Annotated in this window: 23 protein-coding genes; 7 read left to right on the forward strand and 16 right to left on the reverse strand. The window is 69.0% G+C overall.

Annotated elements, in window-relative coordinates; genetic code table 11:
- The first annotated feature begins 5 nt into the window (after positions 1-5).
- The 3 genes from G5C60_RS22030 to G5C60_RS22040 all read left to right on the forward strand — a co-directional run bounded on the left by G5C60_RS22030 (position 6) and on the right by G5C60_RS22040 (position 4355).
- A complete protein-coding gene (locus G5C60_RS22030; protein WP_165261977.1) occupies positions 6-2021 on the forward strand; it encodes a GTPase in 2016 nt (671 codons plus the stop codon).
- Between the two features lie 157 nt (positions 2022-2178).
- Positions 2179-2649, forward strand: a complete 471-nt coding sequence (locus G5C60_RS22035; protein ID WP_165261927.1) for a single-stranded DNA-binding protein — start codon at positions 2179-2181, stop codon at positions 2647-2649.
- A gap of 299 nt (positions 2650-2948) precedes the next feature.
- Positions 2949-4355 (forward strand): TQXA domain-containing protein, encoded by a 1407-nt coding sequence (locus G5C60_RS22040; protein WP_338145889.1) that lies wholly within the window; start codon positions 2949-2951, stop codon positions 4353-4355.
- Positions 4356-4601: 246 nt separating this feature from the next.
- Here the strand turns inward: G5C60_RS22040 and G5C60_RS22045 are convergent, their stop codons facing one another.
- The 13 genes from G5C60_RS22045 to G5C60_RS22105 all read right to left on the reverse strand — a co-directional run bounded on the left by G5C60_RS22045 (position 4602) and on the right by G5C60_RS22105 (position 12160).
- On the reverse strand, positions 4602-5864 hold the full coding sequence (locus G5C60_RS22045; protein WP_165261931.1) for a tyrosine-type recombinase/integrase: 1263 nt from the start codon (positions 5862-5864) through the stop codon (positions 4602-4604).
- Positions 5864-6061 (reverse strand): helix-turn-helix transcriptional regulator, encoded by a 198-nt coding sequence (locus G5C60_RS22050; RefSeq protein ID WP_165261933.1) that lies wholly within the window; start codon positions 6059-6061, stop codon positions 5864-5866. Before G5C60_RS22050 ends, G5C60_RS22045 begins: the two co-directional genes overlap by 1 nt.
- A 1-nt stretch (position 6062) precedes the next feature.
- Positions 6063-7439, reverse strand: a complete 1377-nt coding sequence (gene repSA, locus G5C60_RS22055; RefSeq protein WP_165261935.1) for a replication initiator protein RepSA — start codon at positions 7437-7439, stop codon at positions 6063-6065.
- Entirely contained in the window at positions 7432-7617 is a 186-nt protein-coding gene (locus G5C60_RS22060) for a hypothetical protein (RefSeq protein ID WP_165261937.1), read from the reverse strand. The genes repSA and G5C60_RS22060 overlap by 8 nt, the downstream gene beginning before the upstream one ends.
- 88 nt (positions 7618-7705) lie before the next feature.
- The gene (locus G5C60_RS22065; protein WP_165261939.1) at positions 7706-7888 is read right to left on the reverse strand and encodes a hypothetical protein; all 183 of its coding nucleotides are present in this window, start codon (positions 7886-7888) and stop codon (positions 7706-7708) included.
- Position 7889: 1 nt separating this feature from the next.
- Entirely contained in the window at positions 7890-8204 is a 315-nt protein-coding gene (locus tag G5C60_RS22070; protein ID WP_165261941.1) for a SpdD-like protein, read from the reverse strand.
- A gap of 24 nt (positions 8205-8228) precedes the next feature.
- Positions 8229-8384 carry a DUF4175 domain-containing protein gene (locus G5C60_RS22075; protein ID WP_165261943.1) on the reverse strand — a complete coding sequence of 52 codons (156 nt, stop codon included), beginning with the start codon at positions 8382-8384 and terminating at the stop codon, positions 8229-8231.
- A gap of 13 nt (positions 8385-8397) precedes the next feature.
- On the reverse strand, positions 8398-8589 hold the full coding sequence (locus G5C60_RS22080; RefSeq protein WP_165261945.1) for a mobile element transfer protein: 192 nt from the start codon (positions 8587-8589) through the stop codon (positions 8398-8400).
- 21 nt (positions 8590-8610) lie between these two features.
- Positions 8611-9276: a DUF2637 domain-containing protein gene (locus tag G5C60_RS22085; RefSeq protein WP_165261947.1), complete on the reverse strand. Its 666-nt coding sequence runs from the start codon at positions 9274-9276 to the stop codon at positions 8611-8613.
- 4 nt (positions 9277-9280) lie between these two features.
- Positions 9281-9451, reverse strand: a complete 171-nt coding sequence (locus G5C60_RS22090; RefSeq protein ID WP_165261949.1) for a hypothetical protein — start codon at positions 9449-9451, stop codon at positions 9281-9283.
- Between the two features lie 78 nt (positions 9452-9529).
- Positions 9530-10885 (reverse strand): FtsK/SpoIIIE domain-containing protein, encoded by a 1356-nt coding sequence (locus G5C60_RS22095; RefSeq protein WP_165261951.1) that lies wholly within the window; start codon positions 10883-10885, stop codon positions 9530-9532.
- Between the two features lie 2 nt (positions 10886-10887).
- Positions 10888-11241: an SCO3933 family regulatory protein gene (locus G5C60_RS22100; protein WP_165261953.1), complete on the reverse strand. Its 354-nt coding sequence runs from the start codon at positions 11239-11241 to the stop codon at positions 10888-10890.
- Between the two features lie 139 nt (positions 11242-11380).
- The gene (locus tag G5C60_RS22105) at positions 11381-12160 is read right to left on the reverse strand and encodes a GntR family transcriptional regulator (protein ID WP_165261955.1); all 780 of its coding nucleotides are present in this window, start codon (positions 12158-12160) and stop codon (positions 11381-11383) included.
- An 18-nt stretch (positions 12161-12178) separates the two neighbouring features.
- Between G5C60_RS22105 and G5C60_RS22110 the strand changes: the two genes are divergently transcribed.
- A complete protein-coding gene (locus G5C60_RS22110; protein ID WP_165261957.1) occupies positions 12179-12643 on the forward strand; it encodes an NUDIX domain-containing protein in 465 nt (154 codons plus the stop codon).
- Between the two features lie 332 nt (positions 12644-12975).
- Here the strand turns inward: G5C60_RS22110 and G5C60_RS22115 are convergent, their stop codons facing one another.
- The gene (locus tag G5C60_RS22115; protein WP_165261959.1) at positions 12976-14073 is read right to left on the reverse strand and encodes a pentapeptide repeat-containing protein; all 1098 of its coding nucleotides are present in this window, start codon (positions 14071-14073) and stop codon (positions 12976-12978) included.
- 370 nt (positions 14074-14443) lie between these two features.
- Here G5C60_RS22115 and ettA point away from each other — a divergent pair, with 370 nt between their 5' ends.
- From ettA to G5C60_RS22130, 3 genes are read left to right on the forward strand one after another with little or no spacing between them, the layout of a single operon-like run.
- A complete protein-coding gene (ettA, locus tag G5C60_RS22120; protein ID WP_165261961.1) occupies positions 14444-16108 on the forward strand; it encodes an energy-dependent translational throttle protein EttA in 1665 nt (554 codons plus the stop codon).
- A gap of 2 nt (positions 16109-16110) precedes the next feature.
- On the forward strand, positions 16111-16539 hold the full coding sequence (locus G5C60_RS22125) for an acyl-CoA thioesterase (RefSeq protein ID WP_165261963.1): 429 nt from the start codon (positions 16111-16113) through the stop codon (positions 16537-16539).
- The gene (locus G5C60_RS22130; RefSeq protein WP_165261965.1) at positions 16536-17225 is read left to right on the forward strand and encodes a DUF8185 domain-containing protein; all 690 of its coding nucleotides are present in this window, start codon (positions 16536-16538) and stop codon (positions 17223-17225) included. The genes G5C60_RS22125 and G5C60_RS22130 overlap by 4 nt, the downstream gene beginning before the upstream one ends.
- 112 nt (positions 17226-17337) lie before the next feature.
- Here the strand turns inward: G5C60_RS22130 and G5C60_RS22135 are convergent, their stop codons facing one another.
- Positions 17338-18300, reverse strand: coding sequence for an ATP-binding cassette domain-containing protein (locus G5C60_RS22135; protein ID WP_165261967.1), 963 nt, complete (start codon positions 18298-18300; stop codon positions 17338-17340).
- A gap of 128 nt (positions 18301-18428) precedes the next feature.
- Positions 18429-19176, reverse strand: a 748-nt coding sequence (locus tag G5C60_RS22140; protein ID WP_165261969.1) for an FtsX-like permease family protein, incomplete at its 5' end; no start/stop codon positions are given.

Consider the following 19176-nt stretch of genomic DNA (forward strand, 5'->3'; position numbering starts at 1 on the left):
CCGCGGTGACCGCCGTCACGGATCACAGGGATCACTCCGACCACACCGGAGACGACGAGGGACGCGGGGACGGTGAGCACGCGCGCGTGGAGAACGATTTCGTACAGGAGGACGCTCGGGTGGAGGGCGACGGCGACGGGCACGCGCGCGTGGAGGACGTCACGGACACCGAGGAGTCCGCTTCGACCGAGGAGTCCACTTCCGCGGGTTCCACGGGTTCCACGGGTTCCACGGATTCTGCGGATTTCATGGATTCCGCGGATTCTGTGGGTTCGGCGGATCCAGTGGGTTCCACGGAATCCGAAGGCTTCTGGGACGACGGACTGATCGCACGGCGCGTGTCCGCTACGGCCGAGAGGCAGGGGCATGGGCAGGGACAGCCCGTACCGGAGGCGGTCGTCGACCCCTGGCAACCGGCGGTGACTCCTCTCGCGTACGACAGGACGCTACGGTCGCGTCTCGACGCGCTGCGCGAACTGGTGGGCCTGTCGCGGACCCGACTCGACAGCGGAACGCTCGCCGAGGCGGGACGCGTCCTCGACGCGGCGGCGGCGCGGCGCAGGCTCTCCGGGCAGCACACCGTCGTCGCCATCGCCGGGGCCACCGGCAGCGGAAAGTCGCAGCTCTTCAACGCGCTCGCCGGAGTGGCCATTTCGGAGACCGGAGTACGCAGGCCGACCACCGCCGCGCCCATCGCGTGCAGCTGGAGTGACGGCGCGGCGACTCTCATCGACCGGCTCGGCATCCCGGGGCGGCTGCGGCGGCGTCCGTTGCAGAGCCCCGAGGCCGAGGCGCAGTTGCGCGGGCTCGTCCTGATCGACCTGCCCGACCACGACTCCGCCGCTGTCCAGCACCGCGAACAAGTGGACCGCATCCTGGGGCTCGTCGACGCCGTCATCTGGGTCGTCGACCCGGAGAAGTACGCCGACGCCGTACTGCACGAGCGCTATCTGCGGCCCATGGCGGGACACGCGGAAGTCACCTTCGTAGTCCTCAACCAGATCGACCGACTCCCCGGAGAAGCCGCCGACCAGGTCCTCGACGACCTCAGGCGACTGCTCGACGAGGACGGGATCGCGCTCGGCGAGTACGGCGAACCGGGCGCGACCGTACTCGCGGTGTCCGCACTCACCGGGAACGGCGTCGGTGAACTGCGCGAGACGCTCGGCCACTTCGTGGCCGAGCGGGGAGCCGCGGCACGCCGGATCTCCGCCGACCTGGACGCGGCGGCGGCGCGCCTGTGGCCCGTCTACGCGAACGGGCGGTGGGCCGGGCTCAGCGAGGAGGCGCGCGACGAGTTCGCCGACCGGCTCGCGGACGCGGTGGGCGCCACGGCCGCGGGCGAGGCCGCCGAGCGCGCCTGGCGCCGCAACGCCAACCGCGCGTGCGGTACCCCCTGGCTGCGGCTGTGGCGCTGGTACGAGGACCTGCGGGAACCGCCGACCGGGCTCCTCTCCTTGCGGACGTACGCCGACGAGGAGGCCACGGCACGCCAGCGCGTCGAGCAGGCGGTGCGCACGGTGGCCGAGCAGGCGTCGGGCGGACTGCCCACACCCTGGGCGCAGTCGGTGCGCGAGGCGGCCGTACGCGGATCGCAGGGGCTGTCCGAGGCGCTGGACGAACTGGCGGTACGGGCCGGGAATCCGGCCGGGCGACCGCCGCGGCCCGGCTGGTGGCCGGCGGCCGTACTGGTGCAGGCGTCCATGACCATCCTCCAAGTCATCGGCGGACTCTGGCTGCTGGGCCAGATCATCGGCTTCATGTCACCGAATCTCGGGGTGCCGGTGCTGCTGATGGTGATCGGCATCGTCGGCGGACCGGGCGTCGAGTGGGCCTGCAAGCTGGCGGCACGCGGTCCTGCGCGGCGATACGGGCACGAGGCGGAACGGCGATTGCGGGAGGCCGCCGCGGGGTGCGGCCGGGCTCGGGTGCTGGATCCGGTGGCGGCGGAGTTGCTGCGATATCGGGAGGTACGGGAGCAGTACGTGCGTGTCACGGGCATTGGGGCCCCGATCGGGTGACGGCGTTGTCCACAACCGGGCGGTAGCCCACAGCGCTCAGCGGGCTCGGGCCCGGCGGAGGCAGTCTGAGATCGCGGCGATCACAGCGCGGTCGTCGCGACAGACGCAGCCGTACGGGACCGGCCCGTACGCGTGTGGACATGGGAGGGGTTCGGCCATGAACGAGATGACGGTGTGCGCGGTGGGGAACGTCGCGACGCGGCCGGTGTACCGGGAGACGGCGTCGGGGGCGTCGGCGCGGTTCCGGCTGGCGGTGACACAGCGGTACTGGGACCGCGAGAAGAACGCGTGGACGGACGGACACACCAACTTCTTCACGGTGTGGGCCAAGCGGTCGCTCGCGACCAATGTGCAGGCGTCCGTGACGCTGGGCGATCCGGTGGTCGTCCAGGGCAGGCTGAAGGTCCGCACCGACCAACGCGACGGTAAGGCATGGACGTACGCCGACATCGAGGCCACCGCGGTCGGCCACGACCTGGCGCGCGGCACCGCGGCGTTCCGGCGGGCGAACAAGGGTGAGACGGCTCCGGCCGCGCCGCCCCGGCCGGAGCCCAGCTGGGAAACGGAGCCGGGAATGCAGCCGGACGCGCCTGCTCAACAGCAGGCAGCGCCAGCACTGGTGACGTGACGTCAAACGCACTCGCCTCGTCAGCCGACCTTGGGTGACATCGGCGCTGACCTCGGCGGTCGAAGTGCGGCTTATCGGCGAATGCGTTCCGAACGATCCCAGTGGATTTGTCGACAAGCCCGGCCCGCCACGCGATCTTGGCGATAACAATTCCGAGTCGGATCGGTTATCCGATGGCATGACTGGGGGGCGTGGTGCGCGCCGTCCCTAGGATGCCGGGCATAGCTCTCGGGGCTTCTGATTCTGCTGGTGGGACCGTAACCCCCCACGTCAACGGGTCCTGCTCGAAGGGGAATTCTGTGCTGTCTTCGTTCTCTGCGCTGTTCGCACGCGGGCGGGGCCCTGCCCGTCTCGCCGCGGCGACGCTGGTGTCCGGACTCGTCGTGGTGAGCGCGGTGACCACCGCGGGTACGGCCGCCGCCGACGAGATCCCCCAGGGCCAGGGCGGCGCGACCGCCACCATAGGCGGCCTGAAGATGTCCGGGCCCGCTGTCATCCACGACAACGGCGAGGACAGGCAGGTGTCCGCGGGACTCTTCGAGATGTCCGTCGACAACGGCGGCACTCTGCAGACCTACTGCATCGACATCCAAACCCCGACACAGATGGCCGCCAAGTACCAGGAGACGCCCTGGAGCGGTACGTCGCTGAACGGCAATCCGGACGCGGGCAAGATCCGTTGGATCCTGCAGAACTCCTACCCGCAGGTGAACGACCTCGCGGCGCTGGCCGAGAGGGCGGGCGCGAGCGGCCTCACCGAGGAGGACGCGGCGGCCGGCACGCAGGTGGCGATCTGGCGGTACTCGGACGGCGCCGATGTGGAAGCGGTGAACCCACGCGCGGAGAAGCTCGCCGACCACCTGCAGAAGAGCGCGCGGAACGTGGCGGAGCCCGAGGCTTCCCTGACCCTGGATCCCCCGGCGGTCTCCGGGCGCGCCGGTGAAATGCTCGGCCCGGTCACGGTCCACACCAACGCGGACAGTGTGGGGGTGACGCCGCCAGCCGACGCGACGAGCGGGGTGCGGGTCGTCGACGAGGACGGCAGGGCCATCACGTCCGCGGCCGACGGCAGCCGGCTGTTCTTCGACGTGCCCGAGGGTGCCGCGGACGGCTCGGCCGCGCTGACGGTACAGGCCTCGACCACCGTGCCGGTCGGCCGGGCCTTCGCCTCCGAGACCAGAAGCCAGACCCAGATCCTCGCGGGCTCCAGCGAGTCGACGGTCTCCGCGACGGCGACCGCGAACTGGGCCAAGAAGGGCGCGATACCCGCCCTGTCGGCCGAGAAGAACTGCGCCAAGGGCGGCGTGGACATCACGGCGACCAACGAGGGGGACGAGCCGTTCACCTTCGAGCTGATGGGATCCGCGCACACCATCGAGGCGGGCACATCACAGACCGTGACGGTCCCGCTCCAGGAGGACCAGCCGTACGACTTCACGATCAGGGGACCGAACGGCTACGAGAAGCGGTTCAACGGCGTCCTCGACTGCCGGACGCAGAGCAGCGCGGGAGGTGAGACCACACAGACGCTGAGCGAGCCGAGCCCCGCCACGGCCGACGGCAACTCCAGCGGGGGCACCGACCTCGCCGAGACCGGCAGCTCCAGCGCCACCCCGGTGATAGCCGGAATCGCGATCGCCCTGCTCGTGGTCGGCGGCGCCGCCGTGTTCCTCGTCCGCTCGAGGAACACCCCGACGCAGGAATGAAGCCGAATGACCGCACCTTGACAACTGCACAGTGAGTGACCGCTCGCTGACTCCCTGATCCCGCGGCCCCGGCCCGCCCCTCCAGCGGCCCGGGGCCGCCACCGTCGCCACCCGCCGGGGGCAGCGGGCGCTCCACTATCCGGTTTCCGCCGAGGGCTGGCCGTACGGCAAGATGGGGTGTTACTTGCCGTCAGAGGGCATGAAAAGGCCCCTCACCAGCGGGTTTTCCACCGATGAGGGGCCGTGTCAGGCAGCTTGGGCCGCCTCTGGGCCGTCATGAGCGTGACCGGCGGCCCGGTACATCGCGGAGATGGCTTTCCGGGTCCGGGTCTCACTGGACGGCATAAGGTGCGTGTAGACGCGCAGGGTGAACCCCGGGTCACTGTGACCGAGGTAGAGACTCAGGGCTTTGATGTTCTCCCCGGCGTCCAGGAGGACCGAGGCGTAGAAGTGCCGTAGGGCGTGCATGCCGTGCTCGCGGGCCGCCGCGTACCGCTGGCCCTTCTTGGGGACCGGAATGATCCCGGCGGACGCCAACGCGGGCTTCCACGACTGGTCGTTGAACCCCTGGCTCCAGATGGCGGCGCCGATGCCGCTCGTGAAGACGAGCCGACGAGTGACCTTCGGGCCGGTCGGGGTCAGCCACGGCAAGGTGACGTCGACCGGCGGGAACTGCTTCATGTGCTCGGTCAGTGCGGCCGATACCTCAAGGTCGAGGGGCACGTCACGGAGCTTGCCTCGCTTGGGAGGGGCGAAGACGAGAGTGCCGTGAACCTTCTTGACCTGCTGGCGCACGTACAGCCAGCCGAGATCACCGATGTTGTCGACGGCGAGTCCGAAGATTTCTCCCTGCCGTAGACCACATCCCGCCCCCACGTCGACCGTGCCCTTGTAGCGGTCGGGCAGACCGGCCCGTACGCCGAACACCTGCTCAGCAGCCCACGGATGCACACGAGTCGGCGCGGGTCGAGGTGCCTTGACCGATCGGGCTCGGCAGGGATTCGAGGCCAGCAGACGGTCATCTACGGCCGCGTTCAGCACGGAGGAGACCGCGTCGAAGATGAGGCGCCGGTACTGGGCGGACGCTACGGCGTCTTCGAGTTGCCGGTTCCAGTCGCGGACGTGCTCAGGCTGGAAGGAGCCGATGGGGCGAGCGCCGAGGTACGGCAGAGCGTGAAGGCGCAACCTGCCTTCCACGGCGGCGCGGCTCGTGAGGTCGGTCGTGAGGGCACCGATCCAGCGTTCCGTGTACTCGCGGAAGGTGACGCGACCAGCCTTCGGGTCCATGTACTGCCCGCGCGCCATGTCGGCTTCGATGTTGGTCAACCACGTGTCGGCCAAGCGCTTCTGCTTGTCGGGGAAGCTCTTCGACTTCTCGGTGCCGTCAGGGGCGACGTATCGCGCCCGATAGCGCAGGCCCTGGCCATGACGATCGGTCTTGACCTTTCGGGTCTTGCCGTCCGAGTCCACCTCGGTCCGGAACCAGCGGTCTTGGACGTGTCCCGCCATCAGGCAGCCTCCCCCATCTGGGAGTCCACCCAGGCCCGCACGTCGTTCGGGTCGAAGCGCAGGTGCCGGCCGACGCGGAAGCCACGGGGACCGGTGCGTTTGCGGCGCCACTGGTAGACCGTCTCGATGCTGGGCAGCTCGAACATCTCCACCAGGTCGTCAGGCGTCAGGAAGCGGCGCGGCAACTCGGAGGCCATGTCACCACTCCCTCTCGTCGGCGGACTGGTCGCGGAGGGCTTCGCGGGCGGTTTCGCGGTTGAGCTGGAGGTCTCGGGCGATCGTCGCGGCGAGGGCGGATTCGCCGGGGGTGTGGCCGTGTCCGGCGTACTGCCAGTCGGTGAGGACGAGGACGGTGTCCGGCTCGCGGTCCTCCAGGCCGAGGGCTTCGCGTTCCTGGGCGGCGCGGAAGTCGGCGCGGGCCTGGCGGAGCTCGCCGAGGGTGGTCGAGTAGCGGCGGGACTTGGAGGAGAAGTGGCCGCGGAAGCCGAGCATGTGCGCCCAGGCCCAGAGGCGCCGGTCGGGGTACAGGCGGTCGAGGTCCTTGCAGGCCTTGATGAGTCGGCGGGTGTGGTCGGGGACCTGGTGGCGGTCGAGTTCGGAGAGTTCGCCGATGCGCCGGTCGAGGGTGCCGGTGTTCTCGGCGGCCTTGGTGGCGTACTTGGCGACGTAGGAGGCCACGGCCTGTTCGGTGATGTCGGAGCCGTCACCGAAGGCCTTGACCGGGCGGACGTCGAGCTGGGTGCCCCAGCGGAAGGTCCGGGCGGGCTGGTCCTCAGCGGCCGGGACCGAGACCGAGGTGTACGAGTGCGCGGCGGCGGCGTGGATTGCGTCGGCGAGCAGGTCGACCGTTGCCCAGGACGGGGGCGGGGTGTCGGGGCCCTCGGGACCGTCGAGGCGGATCACGGCGTGGAAGTGCAGGGCGCCGCGCTTTTGGAACTCGGCGACCTTGCCGTACGAGATGCGTGCGTGATCGGCCAGTTCCCGGCGGGTGAGGCCCGCGCGAGCGGCGATCTCACGGCGGAGGCGAGTCGTGAACCTCATCCACAGGTTGCCCGCGTGGTTGTTGAAGAGGACGGCGGCGGCGTAGTCGTACGTGGTCGGATCGAGTGCCGTGCCGAGCGCGGGGTCGTCGGACGGGTGGCGGGTGCCGCAGCGGCAGGTGCCCCGGTCGGGGCGGTTGTGGACCGGGCCGAAGGAGGGGGCGGTGAGGGTGGCGAAGACGCGGGGGTGGTCGCGGACGGTGGCGGGGATGTCGCGGCGGTCGTCTCCGGCCAGGCCTGCGCGGATGAGGTGGTAGGTGTCTCCGGCGTAGGTGAAGGCGCAGGAGGGGCAGCGGGAGGCGCGGCGGTTGCCGCAGGCGAGGCGGAGGCGTCCGCCGGGCTCGTTTTCGGTGGAGTAGTGGTGCAGGGTCTCGCCGGTCGTCTTGTCCTTGGCGCGGGTCCAGCCGGTGAGGTGGATGGGGTCGGCGCAGCCCCCGGTGCGGCGTATCTGGTCTTTCCAGCGGTCGAAGTCGTCGGCCGAGGCCACCCTCAGCAGGTCGCCGAGGGTGGTCGGGTCGAGCAGCGTGTCAGGCACGGGCGCCCTCCCGGACGGGCGAACGGCGAGCGGTACCGGTGCCGTGGCAGGCCGGGCAGTCGGCGGTGATGATGCGCAGGTGGCCGTGCCGGTCGCGGTCGCCGAGGGTGACGGCGGCGGAAGCGAAGCCGTCGCAGTTGGGGCAGATACGGGACGGCGGGCGAGTGCGGTCAGTCATGCTGGGGGTTCCTTCCGGTTGCGAGATCGGAGTGGGGCACGGCTCCCGGGCGGCGGAGACTTGGCGGTTGAGGCCGCCCGGGGGCCGGTCAGACGCGGCCGGAACGCTTGCGCCCGGCATTGAAGATGCGCTTGTCTTCGCGACTGGCCGTGCCGTTCTGGATCCGGCCGTAGATCTCGCGGTTGCGCTCAGTGGCCTCACGCTTGGCCTGCTGGAGCTGCCGGTCCTGCTCGACCGGGTCGGCGGCGGGACGCTTGCTGAAGATGCCCATTTCAGTGGCCCTTCTGGTTGTTGAGGAGGGAACGGAGCACGACCGCGCACACGGCCACGGAGGTGGCGGTGATGGCGACCGCGAGGAGCATCGAGACGAGGACGGCGCCGACGACCAGGACCACGGCGGTTCCGCCGCCGACGACGGCGACCAGGGCGCCGAGCGTGAGCTGGACCGTGGGCCGGGTCGGGGCCACCGGTGCGGGAGCCGGGGTCTGCGCGAGCGCGGACGGGATGACGGTGGTCGGCTCGACGGCGGCGGGTGGGGTGACGATGCCGGTGGGCATCGGGTTGACCGGGACCTTGGGACGGAACATTGCCGAACTCCCTTCTGTGGCGGGCTACTTGATGGTGGTGTCGATCACGGGGGCAAGCAGGCTGTCGGCGAGGAGGTAGCCGCCGAGGAGGAGCACGGCCACGAGCCACCAGGGCGGGCGGATGAGCTTGATGCCGAGGTAGCCGACGACGGCGAGGGCGAGCCAGAGCGGGACGTCCATGGGCGGTGGCCTCCTAGCGGACCTTGCAGCGGTGGGTGCGGGCGGCGAGCTGGGCGGCGGTCTGGCTGGAGAAGTCGGACGACCAGCCGCACCGGTCGGCGGTGCACACGGCGGCGTGTTTGGTCTGGCCGTGAGGGTCGCGGTGGGTGCCGATCTGCACGGGGCCGATCTGCATCAGGGAGTGGAAGTGGTCGCGGGCAGGCATGTCGGTGGTTCTCCTTTCTGATCAGGCGAGTTGGGCGGCGATGGCGTCGGCGAGCTGGGGCGGGACGCCGAGGCGGGCGCGCAGGGTGTCGGTGTCGATCCGGGTGCCGGTGCGGGCCTGGTGGTCGTCGGCGACCTTGCGGGCGTGGTCGACCAGAGCGGCCGGGACAGCCGGAGTCGCCGGGCTCGGATCGGCAGCGGGCAGAGCCGGGGCCTGTTCAGCCGCGGGGATCTCGGCGGGCTCCGGGGCCTGGACGGAGGCCGCAGGTCCCGGGATCTCGGGTGCGGATTCGGGGGCTGCGGGTGCCGGCGGATCCGGCACCTGGTCCCCAGCCGAGTGGGCGAGGAGGGTGCCGCCCATGAAGGCCAGGGCAGGCCAGGCGGCGACCAGGATGCGCAGCCAGGCCGGGACGTCGCCGAGGTCGAGGAGTCCGGCGGTGGCGACGTTGGCGTCGAGCGAGGCCACCAGGGCGATCAGGAACCAGCACCAGGCCAGCCGGGACGGGCCATCGGTACGCAGCCGTCGCCAGGCGGCAACCAGCAGCAGGTCAACCGAGATGGGATAGGCCCAGGCCTTCCAGCCGTCCTGTCCGGCAGCGGCGGCGAGGTCGTGCAGGTGGGCGAAGGACAGCGCCCCGGCGATGACGGCCTGGACCAGGACGGCATCGATACGCAGTCGCGAGGCCATCACGTCACTGGTCCTGGTCCTGGTCCTGGTCGGGATCGGAGACGTCTTCGGGCTCGAAGTCGCGGTAGTCGTCCATGACGTCCGGCGAGTTGTTCCAGGCGGACAGCAGGGCGGATTCCAGCGGATCGACCGGGCCGGGAGCCGGAGTGCGCTTCGGGAACGGGATGACAGACACAGGGATGACTCCGTTTCAGGCATGGAGGGGGTAGGGACCTGACGCGAGACGGTCACGCCGACCGTGGAGCGGGAGTTGTCAGGCCGTGGCGGGCGCGGTCTTGGACAGCGGGACACGGGCCGAGGGCAGCGGAGCGACGGCGGGCCGGAAGGCTGCGAGTGCGGGCAGGTCCGGGGTGCGGTCGGCGTGCCGGTTGCAGACGTTCACGGCCTGGCGCAGCGAGGTGTGCGGGGCGCGGATACGGGCCCAGCCGCCGGAGGAGTCGCCGGTGACGGCGATGCCGGGGGTCTCGGTGGGGATCTGGATGGCGGCAAGGACGGCGTCCGGGGCGATGTCGCCGAAGGCCATGTTCGCGGAGGACTCATCGTTGACGCGGTGCGCGGTACGGCCGGTGAGCTGGGCGCGGAGCATGGTGATGCCCTTGCCGAGTTCGGAGCCGAAGCGCTGCCCGCAGATCTCCAGGTAGATCCCGGAGGCACGGCCGAGCTGGGCGAGGCGGACCAGGGCGGTGATGATCCGGTCCCGCCGCTTTTCCTCGTCCTTCGAAGCGAACAGGGCGAGTTCGGCGACCTCGTCGACCAGGACCACGACGGGGACCGGGCGCATGTCGGCGGGCAGGTCCCAGATGTCGGCGGCGATCTCCGCGTCCGGGACGTTGACGCTGATGCGCTGCTGGGCGCGGATGAGTTGGTAGACGTCCTGCATGTGCGTCACGAGTGCTTCGAGCAGGTCGAGGGCGGTGTCCGGGTTGTCGGCGAGGGCGGAGAAGCGGCGGGCGAGCGGGAAGAGTTCGACGCCCTGCTTGCAGTCGATGCCGACGAGGGCGACGTCCTGCGCGGCGAGTCCGGCGACGAGGTTGCGCTGATAGACGGACTTGCCCGACTCGGTGGCGCCGAGCGTGAGCCCATGCGGGACGGTGCGGTAGTCGCGGTAGTGGATCGACCCGTCTTCGCGAAGTGCGACGGGTATGCGCATCGGAGCTGATCCGGTCTTGGCGGGCATCTGTACCCGCTTGAGGACGTCATAGCCGGTCATCCTCAACTCAACGACACCGGACCGCAGTTCGCGGGAGGTGACGCCATACATCCCGAAGGAGTGGCGCAGCCGGTCGGTGGCGGCCGAGACGTCGAAGGCGTCCTGTCCGGGGCGGAGCTTGAGCCGTAGGACCAGGCCGGTCCGGGTGGGTCGCAGTCGCAGGATGCGCGGGGCGCGGGACTCGGGGACCGGCCGGTTGGCCACCCGGGCGAGGGTGAGGCGCCAGCGCGAGGGCGGGACGGTCAGGCCGCAGGCGTCCATGACGGAGGCGTAGCGGAAGGCGACCCGCAGGGCGGCGAGGGTGACGCCGAAGGTCAGCCAGTACCAGGCGGGGCGCCGCCACCGCAGAACACCTGCGGCAGCGACGACCAGCACCAGGGCGACCGTGAACCAGGTCATGATCAGGCCGCCTTGGGCTTCGAGGCAGCGGCGGCGAGCGATGTGACGGCGACCGCGCGGAACGCGATGCCGTGGCGCTTCTGCCCGTTGAACTCGTTCTCCCACGCCGAGGCAACCAGACCCGTCAGGGCGACCGGGGTGCCCATGGTCAGGTCCTCGGAGACGCCGGGCTGCGGAACGGTGAGCTTGAGGATCTCGACCTCCTCGGGCGTGGAGAACATGACCTCCACGGTCATCAGGGTGACGCCGTCCTTGTCGAGGGCGATCTCACCGGTACGACGGTCCTTGACCTTGGGCTGCGGGGCCTTGGCGACCATCACGGTGGCGTTGGCGGTGTCGACGGGAATCTGACGCACAGCAGATCACTCCTACACAGGGGCTGGACTCCGTCACTCATGTATATGAGTGACATGAAGAAGAGTGCCTGACTCCTGTACATGAGTCAACCCGCCGCGAAGAAGAACTCGCGACGGGCTGCGGGGAGTTGAGCGCGCGTCAGTCGGCGGCCGGGATCCGGTACTCGAAAACGAACTGGTCAGCAGCCATCAGCGTGTCGCAGACCTCGACCACACGGCCCTCGGTCGTACGCGCCTCCCGGACCAGGTGGACCACCGGAGCACCGGGGCTGAGCGCCAGCTCGGACGACTCCGCCTTGGAGGCCGGGCGCGCTTGCAGCGTCTCAACGAACTCCGCGAACTCGTGCCCGTGGTCTTCGAGTCGGGCGTAGATGCCACCACCGCCGGGGTTCTCGGCGAACAGCTCGGGGATCTCCTTCACAACGTCCCACGGGAGGTACGAGGACGCGGTCTCGACCGGGGTGCCGTTGCGGAAGTAGAGCCGCCGCCGGGCGAGCACCTGAGTGCCGGCGGGGACGCCCAACCGCCGGGCGGCATCCTCGGGAGCCTCCATCGGGCCGATGTAGAGGACGCTCACCTTGGCCGTGGCGCCGGACTGCGCGGACTCAGCGAGATACGCAGCCTGGCCGCCCTGCCGGAGCGAGCGCCGGAAGCGGTCGGAGGAGCGATGCCGTACGGGAGGCCGGTCCTTCACGATGGAGCCCTTGCCGTGCCGGGTCTCGACGAGCCCGCTCGCGCGCACCTCGACCATGGCCTTACGGATCGTGCCGCCCGAGACGTTGTAACGGTCGACAAGTTCGGACTCGCTAGGCACCATCTCGCCAGGCTTCAGGACGCCTGCCCGGATCTGCTGGATGATCTCCTCGGCGATCTGCGCGTACCGAGGTACTGACCTCTGGCCTCCTACTGCAGTTCCCATAGTCCTTCTCTGCCTCCTATGCTCCTGTACATGAGTCAATCACAGGAAGCAACGTCGCCGCCGCTGCACTCCGTATCTGTCGCCGGAGTAGTGGTGCGCGAAGATGGCCGCCTCCTGGCGATCCGCCGCGCCGACAACGGAACTTGGGAGCTCCCCGGCGGCGTACTCGAACTCAGCGAGGCCCCGGAGACCGGCGTAGCCCGCGAAGTCTTCGAGGAGACGGGCATCCACGTCGAGGTGGACGAGCTGACCGGGGTCTACAAGAACACCACCCGGGGCATCGTCGCCCTGGTCTTCCGCTGCAAGCCGTCCGGCGGCATGGAGCGCACGTCGAGCGAGTCGACCGCGGTTGCCTGGCTCACGCCCGAGGAAGTCGCGGAGCGCATGGCCGAGGTCTACGCGATCCGTCTCCTGGACGCCCTGGACGGCAACGGCCCACATGTGCGGAGCCACGACGGCAAGCGCCTCATCCCAGCGGGATAGAACTTTCCCTACTCCATCAAGGCCCGCGCACGGCGCGGGCGCGCGCCGCCTCTGCGGCGCGGCCTGCCTCCTGTCTCCGCCCCGGCTGGCCGCGCCCGGCGGCGCGCTGGCGAGCTGCGGGCATGAAGTGGGAGACACCCTCTGTGGCTGGGGCGGTCGGCTCCACGGCTTTAGGCAGCCACTTTGGGGCGAGCCTCTAAGATCATGGCCCCAACGTCGTGCTTTAACGGGCAGGTCCACAGACTGCCCGACTCGCCGGAAGCTTAAGGGGCCATGATCACTCGCCCCAAAGCAGCTCCAGCCCAAAGCCGTTCCACCGACCTCGATGCAACCTAGTCCGAAGATGGCGGGGGAGCGGAGTGTGTCGAATTTCCGTTCCCTTCTTCTCGCTTCCTCAAGCATTCAGCGATACGAGCAATAACCTTTTCGTCTTGCATGAGACGGGTCGGAAGATGGCAATCTTCATTTATTTCTGCCTTGATTAGATCATCGCTGGCCAAGGTGGTGCCATCCGTGATCATCGCTTCGTTCAAGCGTGCATTTCTGAGGTCTACTTGATCCATGTCGACGTCACTCAATAGGGTCCGGGTGAGTCGTGCTGATTGCAAATTAGCGCCCGTCATTTTTACACCAAATAGTTTTGCATCGTCAAAACGTGCTTGATAGAACATTGATTCCTCCATCGTCCCGCCATCGAACATGGTGTTGCCGAGCGAGGTCATGGTGAGGTTGACCCTGCGGATCGATACATTCCAGAACGTCCCTCTGTCTAGGCAGGCACTTCCCAGGACCATTCCGTCAAGCCGACCGCCTTGCAAGTAAAGCCCTCGCAAGTCTGTGTTGACTAGGGTGATGGTAGCTTCGTCATCCCGCTCGGGCCGTCTACTCAACACAGTAAAGGCGGCATGGATATCTTCGGGTGCGCGGTATCCGGCAGGCGTCTCTTTTAGGCCCTCGGTAATAGAGGCGCGCTGTCGGATGAATGAAGCTAGAACCTCAACAATCGTGGAATGGTCGCGCTCGGAATCTTTCATGATTCGCTCAAGTGAATAGATGCCGCCGAGGCGCTCGGCTATCTTCTCTGATCCGAGTAGTTTGATCGCGTCAATATAGCGGTCTGTAACTTGGCTTTCGCGCGTAAGTTCCGCTTGTTCCCGGTCCTTCTCTCGCGTGTGCTCAAACATGCGCTCAGTCTGTTTGTGGCTCCTATGGGTATAGGAAAGTCCCAGGGCTGCCACCACTCCAGCGCCGATTGCTACAAGCGTTGTGCGAAAACCGGTAATTACGACGCCGTCTGCTGGCTGGAGATCCTTGTCGCGAAGATGGCCGCCGTCTAGCCACCAGGGGCCGCGCCAAAGCAGCAAGAAATAACCGACTACCGCTAGTGCGAGAAGAATGGTTAAGATGGTCCGCTTCAACCTTGTTTTCATGCGACCTATGTACCACTCCAGCCCTCTGTTAGACCCTCTGGGGGATCACACACCTCCAGACGGTGGCTGGACGGCGGAACCGCATGCTTCCGATTGAGGCACAGGCTCGGCAGGGCCGGGTGATCCGCTCGTAGGCGATGAGCACACAGGCAGGCTCAGAACAGAGGCGGATGCTGGGCCGTCTCTGGGCCGTCCGAGGCCCCCCGAGGCCGACCAACGACGACCGACAGTGACAGGCAAGCTACAACCTCCGACCGTGAAGCCCCAGGTCACAGCCCCCCGACCATATGGGTTACCACCCGAGGGTGGACGTCAGGCAAGATGGGGTGTATCTGCCCACTGCCGATTTCAAGCGTCCGGACGGTTTCTCTTGGCTGAGTACATTTACACCATGCGCAAGGCGCGCAAGGCGCACGGCGACAAGGTGATTCTTGACGACGTCACCCTGAGCTTCCTGCCGGGAGCGAAGATCGGCGTCCTCGGCCCGAACGGTGCCGGCAAGTCGACCGTCCTCAAGATCATGGCTGGTCTTGAGCAGCCGTCGAACGGTGACGCCTTCCTGTCGCCCGGTTACAGCGTCGGCATCCTCCTGCAGGAGCCCCCGCTGAACGAGGAGAAGACCGTCCTGGAGAACGTCCAGGAGGGTGTCGCCTCGATCAAGGGCAAGCTCGACCGGTTCAACGAGATCGCCGAGCAGATGGCGACCGAGTACACCGACGCGCTGATGGAGGAGATGGGCAAGCTCCAGGAGGACCTCGACCACGCCAACGCGTGGGACCTGGACTCCCAGCTCGAGCAGGCCATGGACGCCCTGGGCTGCCCGCCCGGTGACTGGCCCGTCACCAACCTCTCCGGTGGTGAGAAGCGCCGCGTCGCGCTCTGCAAGCTGCTGCTCGAGCAGCCCGACCTGCTGCTTCTCGACGAGCCCACCAACCACCTCGACGCCGAGTCCGTGAACTGGCTGGAGCAGCACCTCGCGAAGTACGCCGGCACCGTCGTCGCCGTCACCCACGACCGGTACTTCCTGGACAACGTCGCCGGGTGGATCTGCGAGGTCGACCGTGGCCGTCTCCACGGCTACGAGGGCAACTACTCGAGTTACCTGGAGACCAAGGCCACCCGCCTCAAGGTCGAGGGCCAGAAGGACGCCAAGCGGCAGAAGCGTCTGAAGGACGAGCTCGAGTGGGTCCGCTCCAATGCCAAGGGGCGGCAGGCCAAGTCCAAGGCACGTCTCGCCCGGTACGAGGAGATGGCCGCCGAGGCCGACAAGATGCGGAAACTGGACTTCGAGGAGATCCAGATCCCGCCGGGCCCCCGTCTGGGCAATGTCGTCGTCGAGGTCCAGAACCTGACCAAGGGCTTCGGCGAGAAGCTCCTCATCGACGACCTGTCCTTCACGCTGCCGCGCAACGGCATCGTCGGTGTCATCGGTCCGAACGGCGCGGGCAAGACCACGCTGTTCAAGATGATCCAGGGCTTGGAGGACCCGGACTCCGGTTCGATCAAGGTCGGCGACACCGTCAAGATCAGTTACGTCGACCAGACCCGCGAGCACATCGAACCCAAGAAGACGCTGTGGGCCGTCGTCTCGGACGAGATGGACTACATCAACGTCGGGCAGGTCGAGATGCCGTCCCGCGCGTACGTCTCCGCCTTCGGCTTCAAGGGCCCGGACCAGCAGAAGCCCGCCGGTGTCCTCTCCGGCGGTGAGCGTAACCGGCTGAACCTCGCGCTCACCCTCAAGCAGGGCGGCAACCTGCTGCTCCTCGACGAGCCGACCAACGACCTGGACGTCGAGACGCTGTCGTCGCTGGAGAACGCGCTGCTGGAGTTCCCGGGCTGCGCCGTGGTCGTCTCCCACGACCGGTGGTTCCTCGACCGGGTGGCGACGCACATCCTCGCGTACGAGGGCGACTCCAAGTGGTTCTGGTTCGAGGGCAACTTCGAGTCGTACGAGAAGAACAAGATCGAGAGGCTGGGCCCGGACGCCGCGCGTCCGCACCGAGCCACCTACAAGAAGCTGACCCGGGACTGATCTTGCGGCATATCTACCGCTGCCCGCTGCGCTGGGCGGACATGGACGCGTACGGCCACATCAACAACGTGGTCTTCCTCCGTTATCTGGAGGAGGCGCGCATCGACTTCCTGTTCCGCCCGGACAAGGATTTCCAGCAGGGGTCCGTGGTGGCACGCCATGAGATCGACTACAAGCAGCAGCTGGTGCACCGGCACACTCCGGTGGACATCGAGCTGTGGGTCACACAGATCAGGGCTGCGTCGTTCACCATCGCGTACGAGGTCAAGGACCCGGACCAGGTGTATGTCCGGGCCTCGACGGTGATCGTGCCGTTCGACTTCGAGGCGCAGCGACCGCGCCGCATCACCGCGGAGGAGCGGGCCTTCCTCGAGGAGTACACCGAGTCCACCGAGGACGGTGCCGATCCTTCGGAGGCAGTCGCGGCATGACGGCCCTGCACCTCGCCGACGGCGGGGAGGCGGCGGATCTCGCCGCCTTCCTCGCCCGGCTGATCCACTACGACCGTGCGGCGGCGGTGCGGTTGCAGGGATCGGGGACGGCGCTCGCGGTGTTCGGCCGGCCGCCGTCGTTCGAGGTGCTCGCGATCCGTACGGCGCGGCTGGCGAAGCCGTACGAGAACGGGCTCGACGTGTCGCTGGATGTGACCGTCTCGGCCGGTGAACTCCTGGAGTCCATCGACGAGTCGGCGGTCACGGCGATCGTGCCCGCCGCCGTCACCGGCCCGCCGTGGGCGGGAGTCCTGCCCCCGCGCGGCGGCTGGCGGCAGGAGCCGGGGCTGCCCGCGCTGGACACGGTGCGGGCGATGGTGGCTTCGGCGGTCGCCGAATTCCGGTCCCGCATCGGGGAGTTGACACCCGAGCGGCGTACCCGTGCCGAGCTGGACGGGATCGGGCGGGAGATCTGGTCCCGGCCGATCGGGGACACCGACCTGCCGGTGCGCGCTGCGCACGCGGCACAGTCGCTGGGGTTCCTCAGGCCCGCACGCGCTCCCGTGCCCGAGGAGCCCGCGTTGGCGCTGCTCTCGTCGGGCGCGTGGCTCAGGCTGCGGACTCCGTACGGCTCGATTGCCGTACGCAGGGCGGGACTTGGGGCACTGGACGTCAGCGTGCGCTGACCCGCTCCACGAACGACCGAGTGACCGAGCGGCCAAGCAGTGACCAAGCAAGTGGCCAAGCGACCAAGCGGGTGACCAGGCGAGGCAGACGACGGCCGCGAGGCCGAAGCGCCTACTCGCGCTCGGCCGCGTCGTCGTCGGGCCAGATGCCGATGTGGTCGGGCTCGAGTTCCAGGGCGACGCGGTCGCGCATGCCGAGGGCCTCGGTGTACTCGGCGGGGAGCTGGAGCCGTCCCGCGCGGTCGAGCATGGCGTACTCGCGGGCCACCACCGTCTCGTGGCCGGTCGTGGCGTCGACCTCGGTGCGGCGCAGGACCTCCGTGGAGGTGCGGCCGTCGCGGATGGCGACCGTACGGCGGACCTCGCCGGCGACCGCCTGGTCATGCGTGACGATGACGATGGTCGTGCCGAGGTGTTCGTTCGCGGTGCGGAAGGCGGCGAAGATCTGCTCGGCGGTGTGGGAGTCGAGTTCGCCGGTGGGTTCGTCGGCGAGGAGGACGGCGGGGGAGTTGGCGAGGGCCACGGCGATGGCGACGCGCTGTTGCTGGCCGCCGGACATCTGGTGCGGGTGGCGGCTCTGGCAGTCGGCGACGCCCAGCAGTTCCAGGAGTTCCAGGGCGCGTTCGCCCTTCGCCCGGCGGCCGCGGGCGCCGCGCAGCTGCATGGGGAGCGCGACGTTCTGGGCGGCGGTCAGGTAGGGGAGGAGGTTGCGGGCGGTTTGCTGCCAGACGAAGCCGACGGTCTCGCGGCGATAGCGCAGGCGGTCCTTCGCGTTCATGGTCAACAGGTCGCGGCCCGCGACCCTTGCCGCGCCAGCCGTGGGGGTGTCCAGGCCGGCCAGGATGTTCATCAGGGTCGACTTGCCGCTGCCCGACGCGCCCACCAGGGCCATCAACTCGCCCTCGCGGACCAGCAGATCGAGACCCTGGAGTGCCTGCACCTCCACGCCGTCCGTGGAGAAGACACGGACCAGGCGGTCGCAGGTGATCAGGGCGTCGTGGCCGTAGGCGGGACGGTCGCGGCTGGCCGCGGCGCGGTGGGCCAGGTCGGCGAAGGTGGGGTTGGTGGCTGTCACTGTGCAACTCCTGCCGTGGCTGTCACTGGACGACTCCTGCTGTGGCTGTCACTGGTCGACTCCTGCGGTGGCGTCATCTGGCGTTCCCGTCCGGGACGGACTCCGGACGCCGGACCCCGGACTCCGTGTCATCCGGCGTCCCCCGCCCGTAGTTCCGTGACCGAGCCCTTCCTCCCCGTCCACCAGGCCTGAGCCGCCGCGATGCCCGTCGCGAGGAGGATTACGGCCAGGGCGGGGACCAGCAGGGACACCGGGTCGCTGTGCAGCCGGGCGGTGCCCGGTGAGGGCGCGCCGCCGGGGGTGGCGAGGGCGATGGTGGTCAGGTCGATGCCAGGGGCCAGGAGGCGGACGGCGGCCCAGCCCGTCAGGGTGCCGCCCGCCGCGGCGAGGAAGGCCTGCGGCAGGGATTCCAGTATGAGCAGGCGGCGGCCCTGGCCGCGGGTGAGACCCATGGTGCGCAGGCGGGCCAGCAGGGCGGCGCGTTCCGGCGCCGCGCGCACCAGGGCGAGCAGCAGCGCGAGTACGGCGTATCCGGCGCCCGCCGCGACCGCCGCCGTGTAGACGCGCTCGGCGCCGGACTGGAGGGGCGAGTTCACGTACCGCGCCCGCTCTTCGGAGCGCAGTCGTACGTCCATGCCGGCGCCCGCGGCCTTGCGCAGCGCCCCCGCGTCCATGTGGTCGCCGGTCACCAGCAGGGCGGTCGGGCGCGCGGGCTCGGTGCCGAGGCCGGAACGGTCCACGACCAGGAACTCGGTGCCGGGCACGGCGGGTGTCAGCTCACGTACGAGGGTGATGCGGACGGTGATATCGCTGCCGTCCTCCAGGCGTACGGGGAAGGGACGGGTGCCGTAACGGTCGGCCACGGTGGGGGAGGCG

The organism is Streptomyces scabichelini (assembly GCF_011045015.1).
Taxonomy (GTDB): Bacteria; Actinomycetota; Actinomycetes; order Streptomycetales; family Streptomycetaceae; genus Streptomyces; species Streptomyces scabichelini.

Bases quoted from the DNA above. Each gene is read 5' to 3' on its own strand.
- G5C60_RS22115 (WP_165261959.1), bottom strand. From the start codon at position 14,073: ATGAAAACAAGGTTGAAGCGGACCATCTTAACCATTCTTCTCGCACTA.
- G5C60_RS22070 (WP_165261941.1), bottom strand. From the start codon at position 8,204: ATGTTCCGTCCCAAGGTCCCGGTCAACCCGATGCCCACCGGCATCGTC.
- G5C60_RS22050 (WP_165261933.1), bottom strand. From the start codon at position 6,061: ATGGCCTCCGAGTTGCCGCGCCGCTTCCTGACGCCTGACGACCTGGTG.
- G5C60_RS22060 (WP_165261937.1), bottom strand. From the start codon at position 7,617: ATGACTGACCGCACTCGCCCGCCGTCCCGTATCTGCCCCAACTGCGAC.
- G5C60_RS22130 (WP_165261965.1), top strand. From the start codon at position 16,536: ATGACGGCCCTGCACCTCGCCGACGGCGGGGAGGCGGCGGATCTCGCC.
- G5C60_RS22080 (WP_165261945.1), bottom strand. From the start codon at position 8,589: ATGCCTGCCCGCGACCACTTCCACTCCCTGATGCAGATCGGCCCCGTG.
- G5C60_RS22095 (WP_165261951.1), bottom strand. From the start codon at position 10,885: ATGACCTGGTTCACGGTCGCCCTGGTGCTGGTCGTCGCTGCCGCAGGT.
- G5C60_RS22085 (WP_165261947.1), bottom strand. From the start codon at position 9,276: ATGGCCTCGCGACTGCGTATCGATGCCGTCCTGGTCCAGGCCGTCATC.
- G5C60_RS22075 (WP_165261943.1), bottom strand. From the start codon at position 8,384: ATGGACGTCCCGCTCTGGCTCGCCCTCGCCGTCGTCGGCTACCTCGGC.
- G5C60_RS22105 (WP_165261955.1), bottom strand. From the start codon at position 12,160: ATGGGAACTGCAGTAGGAGGCCAGAGGTCAGTACCTCGGTACGCGCAG.
- G5C60_RS22045 (WP_165261931.1), bottom strand. From the start codon at position 5,864: ATGGCGGGACACGTCCAAGACCGCTGGTTCCGGACCGAGGTGGACTCG.
- G5C60_RS22110 (WP_165261957.1), top strand. From the start codon at position 12,179: ATGCTCCTGTACATGAGTCAATCACAGGAAGCAACGTCGCCGCCGCTG.
- G5C60_RS22035 (WP_165261927.1), top strand. From the start codon at position 2,179: ATGAACGAGATGACGGTGTGCGCGGTGGGGAACGTCGCGACGCGGCCG.
- G5C60_RS22065 (WP_165261939.1), bottom strand. From the start codon at position 7,888: ATGGGCATCTTCAGCAAGCGTCCCGCCGCCGACCCGGTCGAGCAGGAC.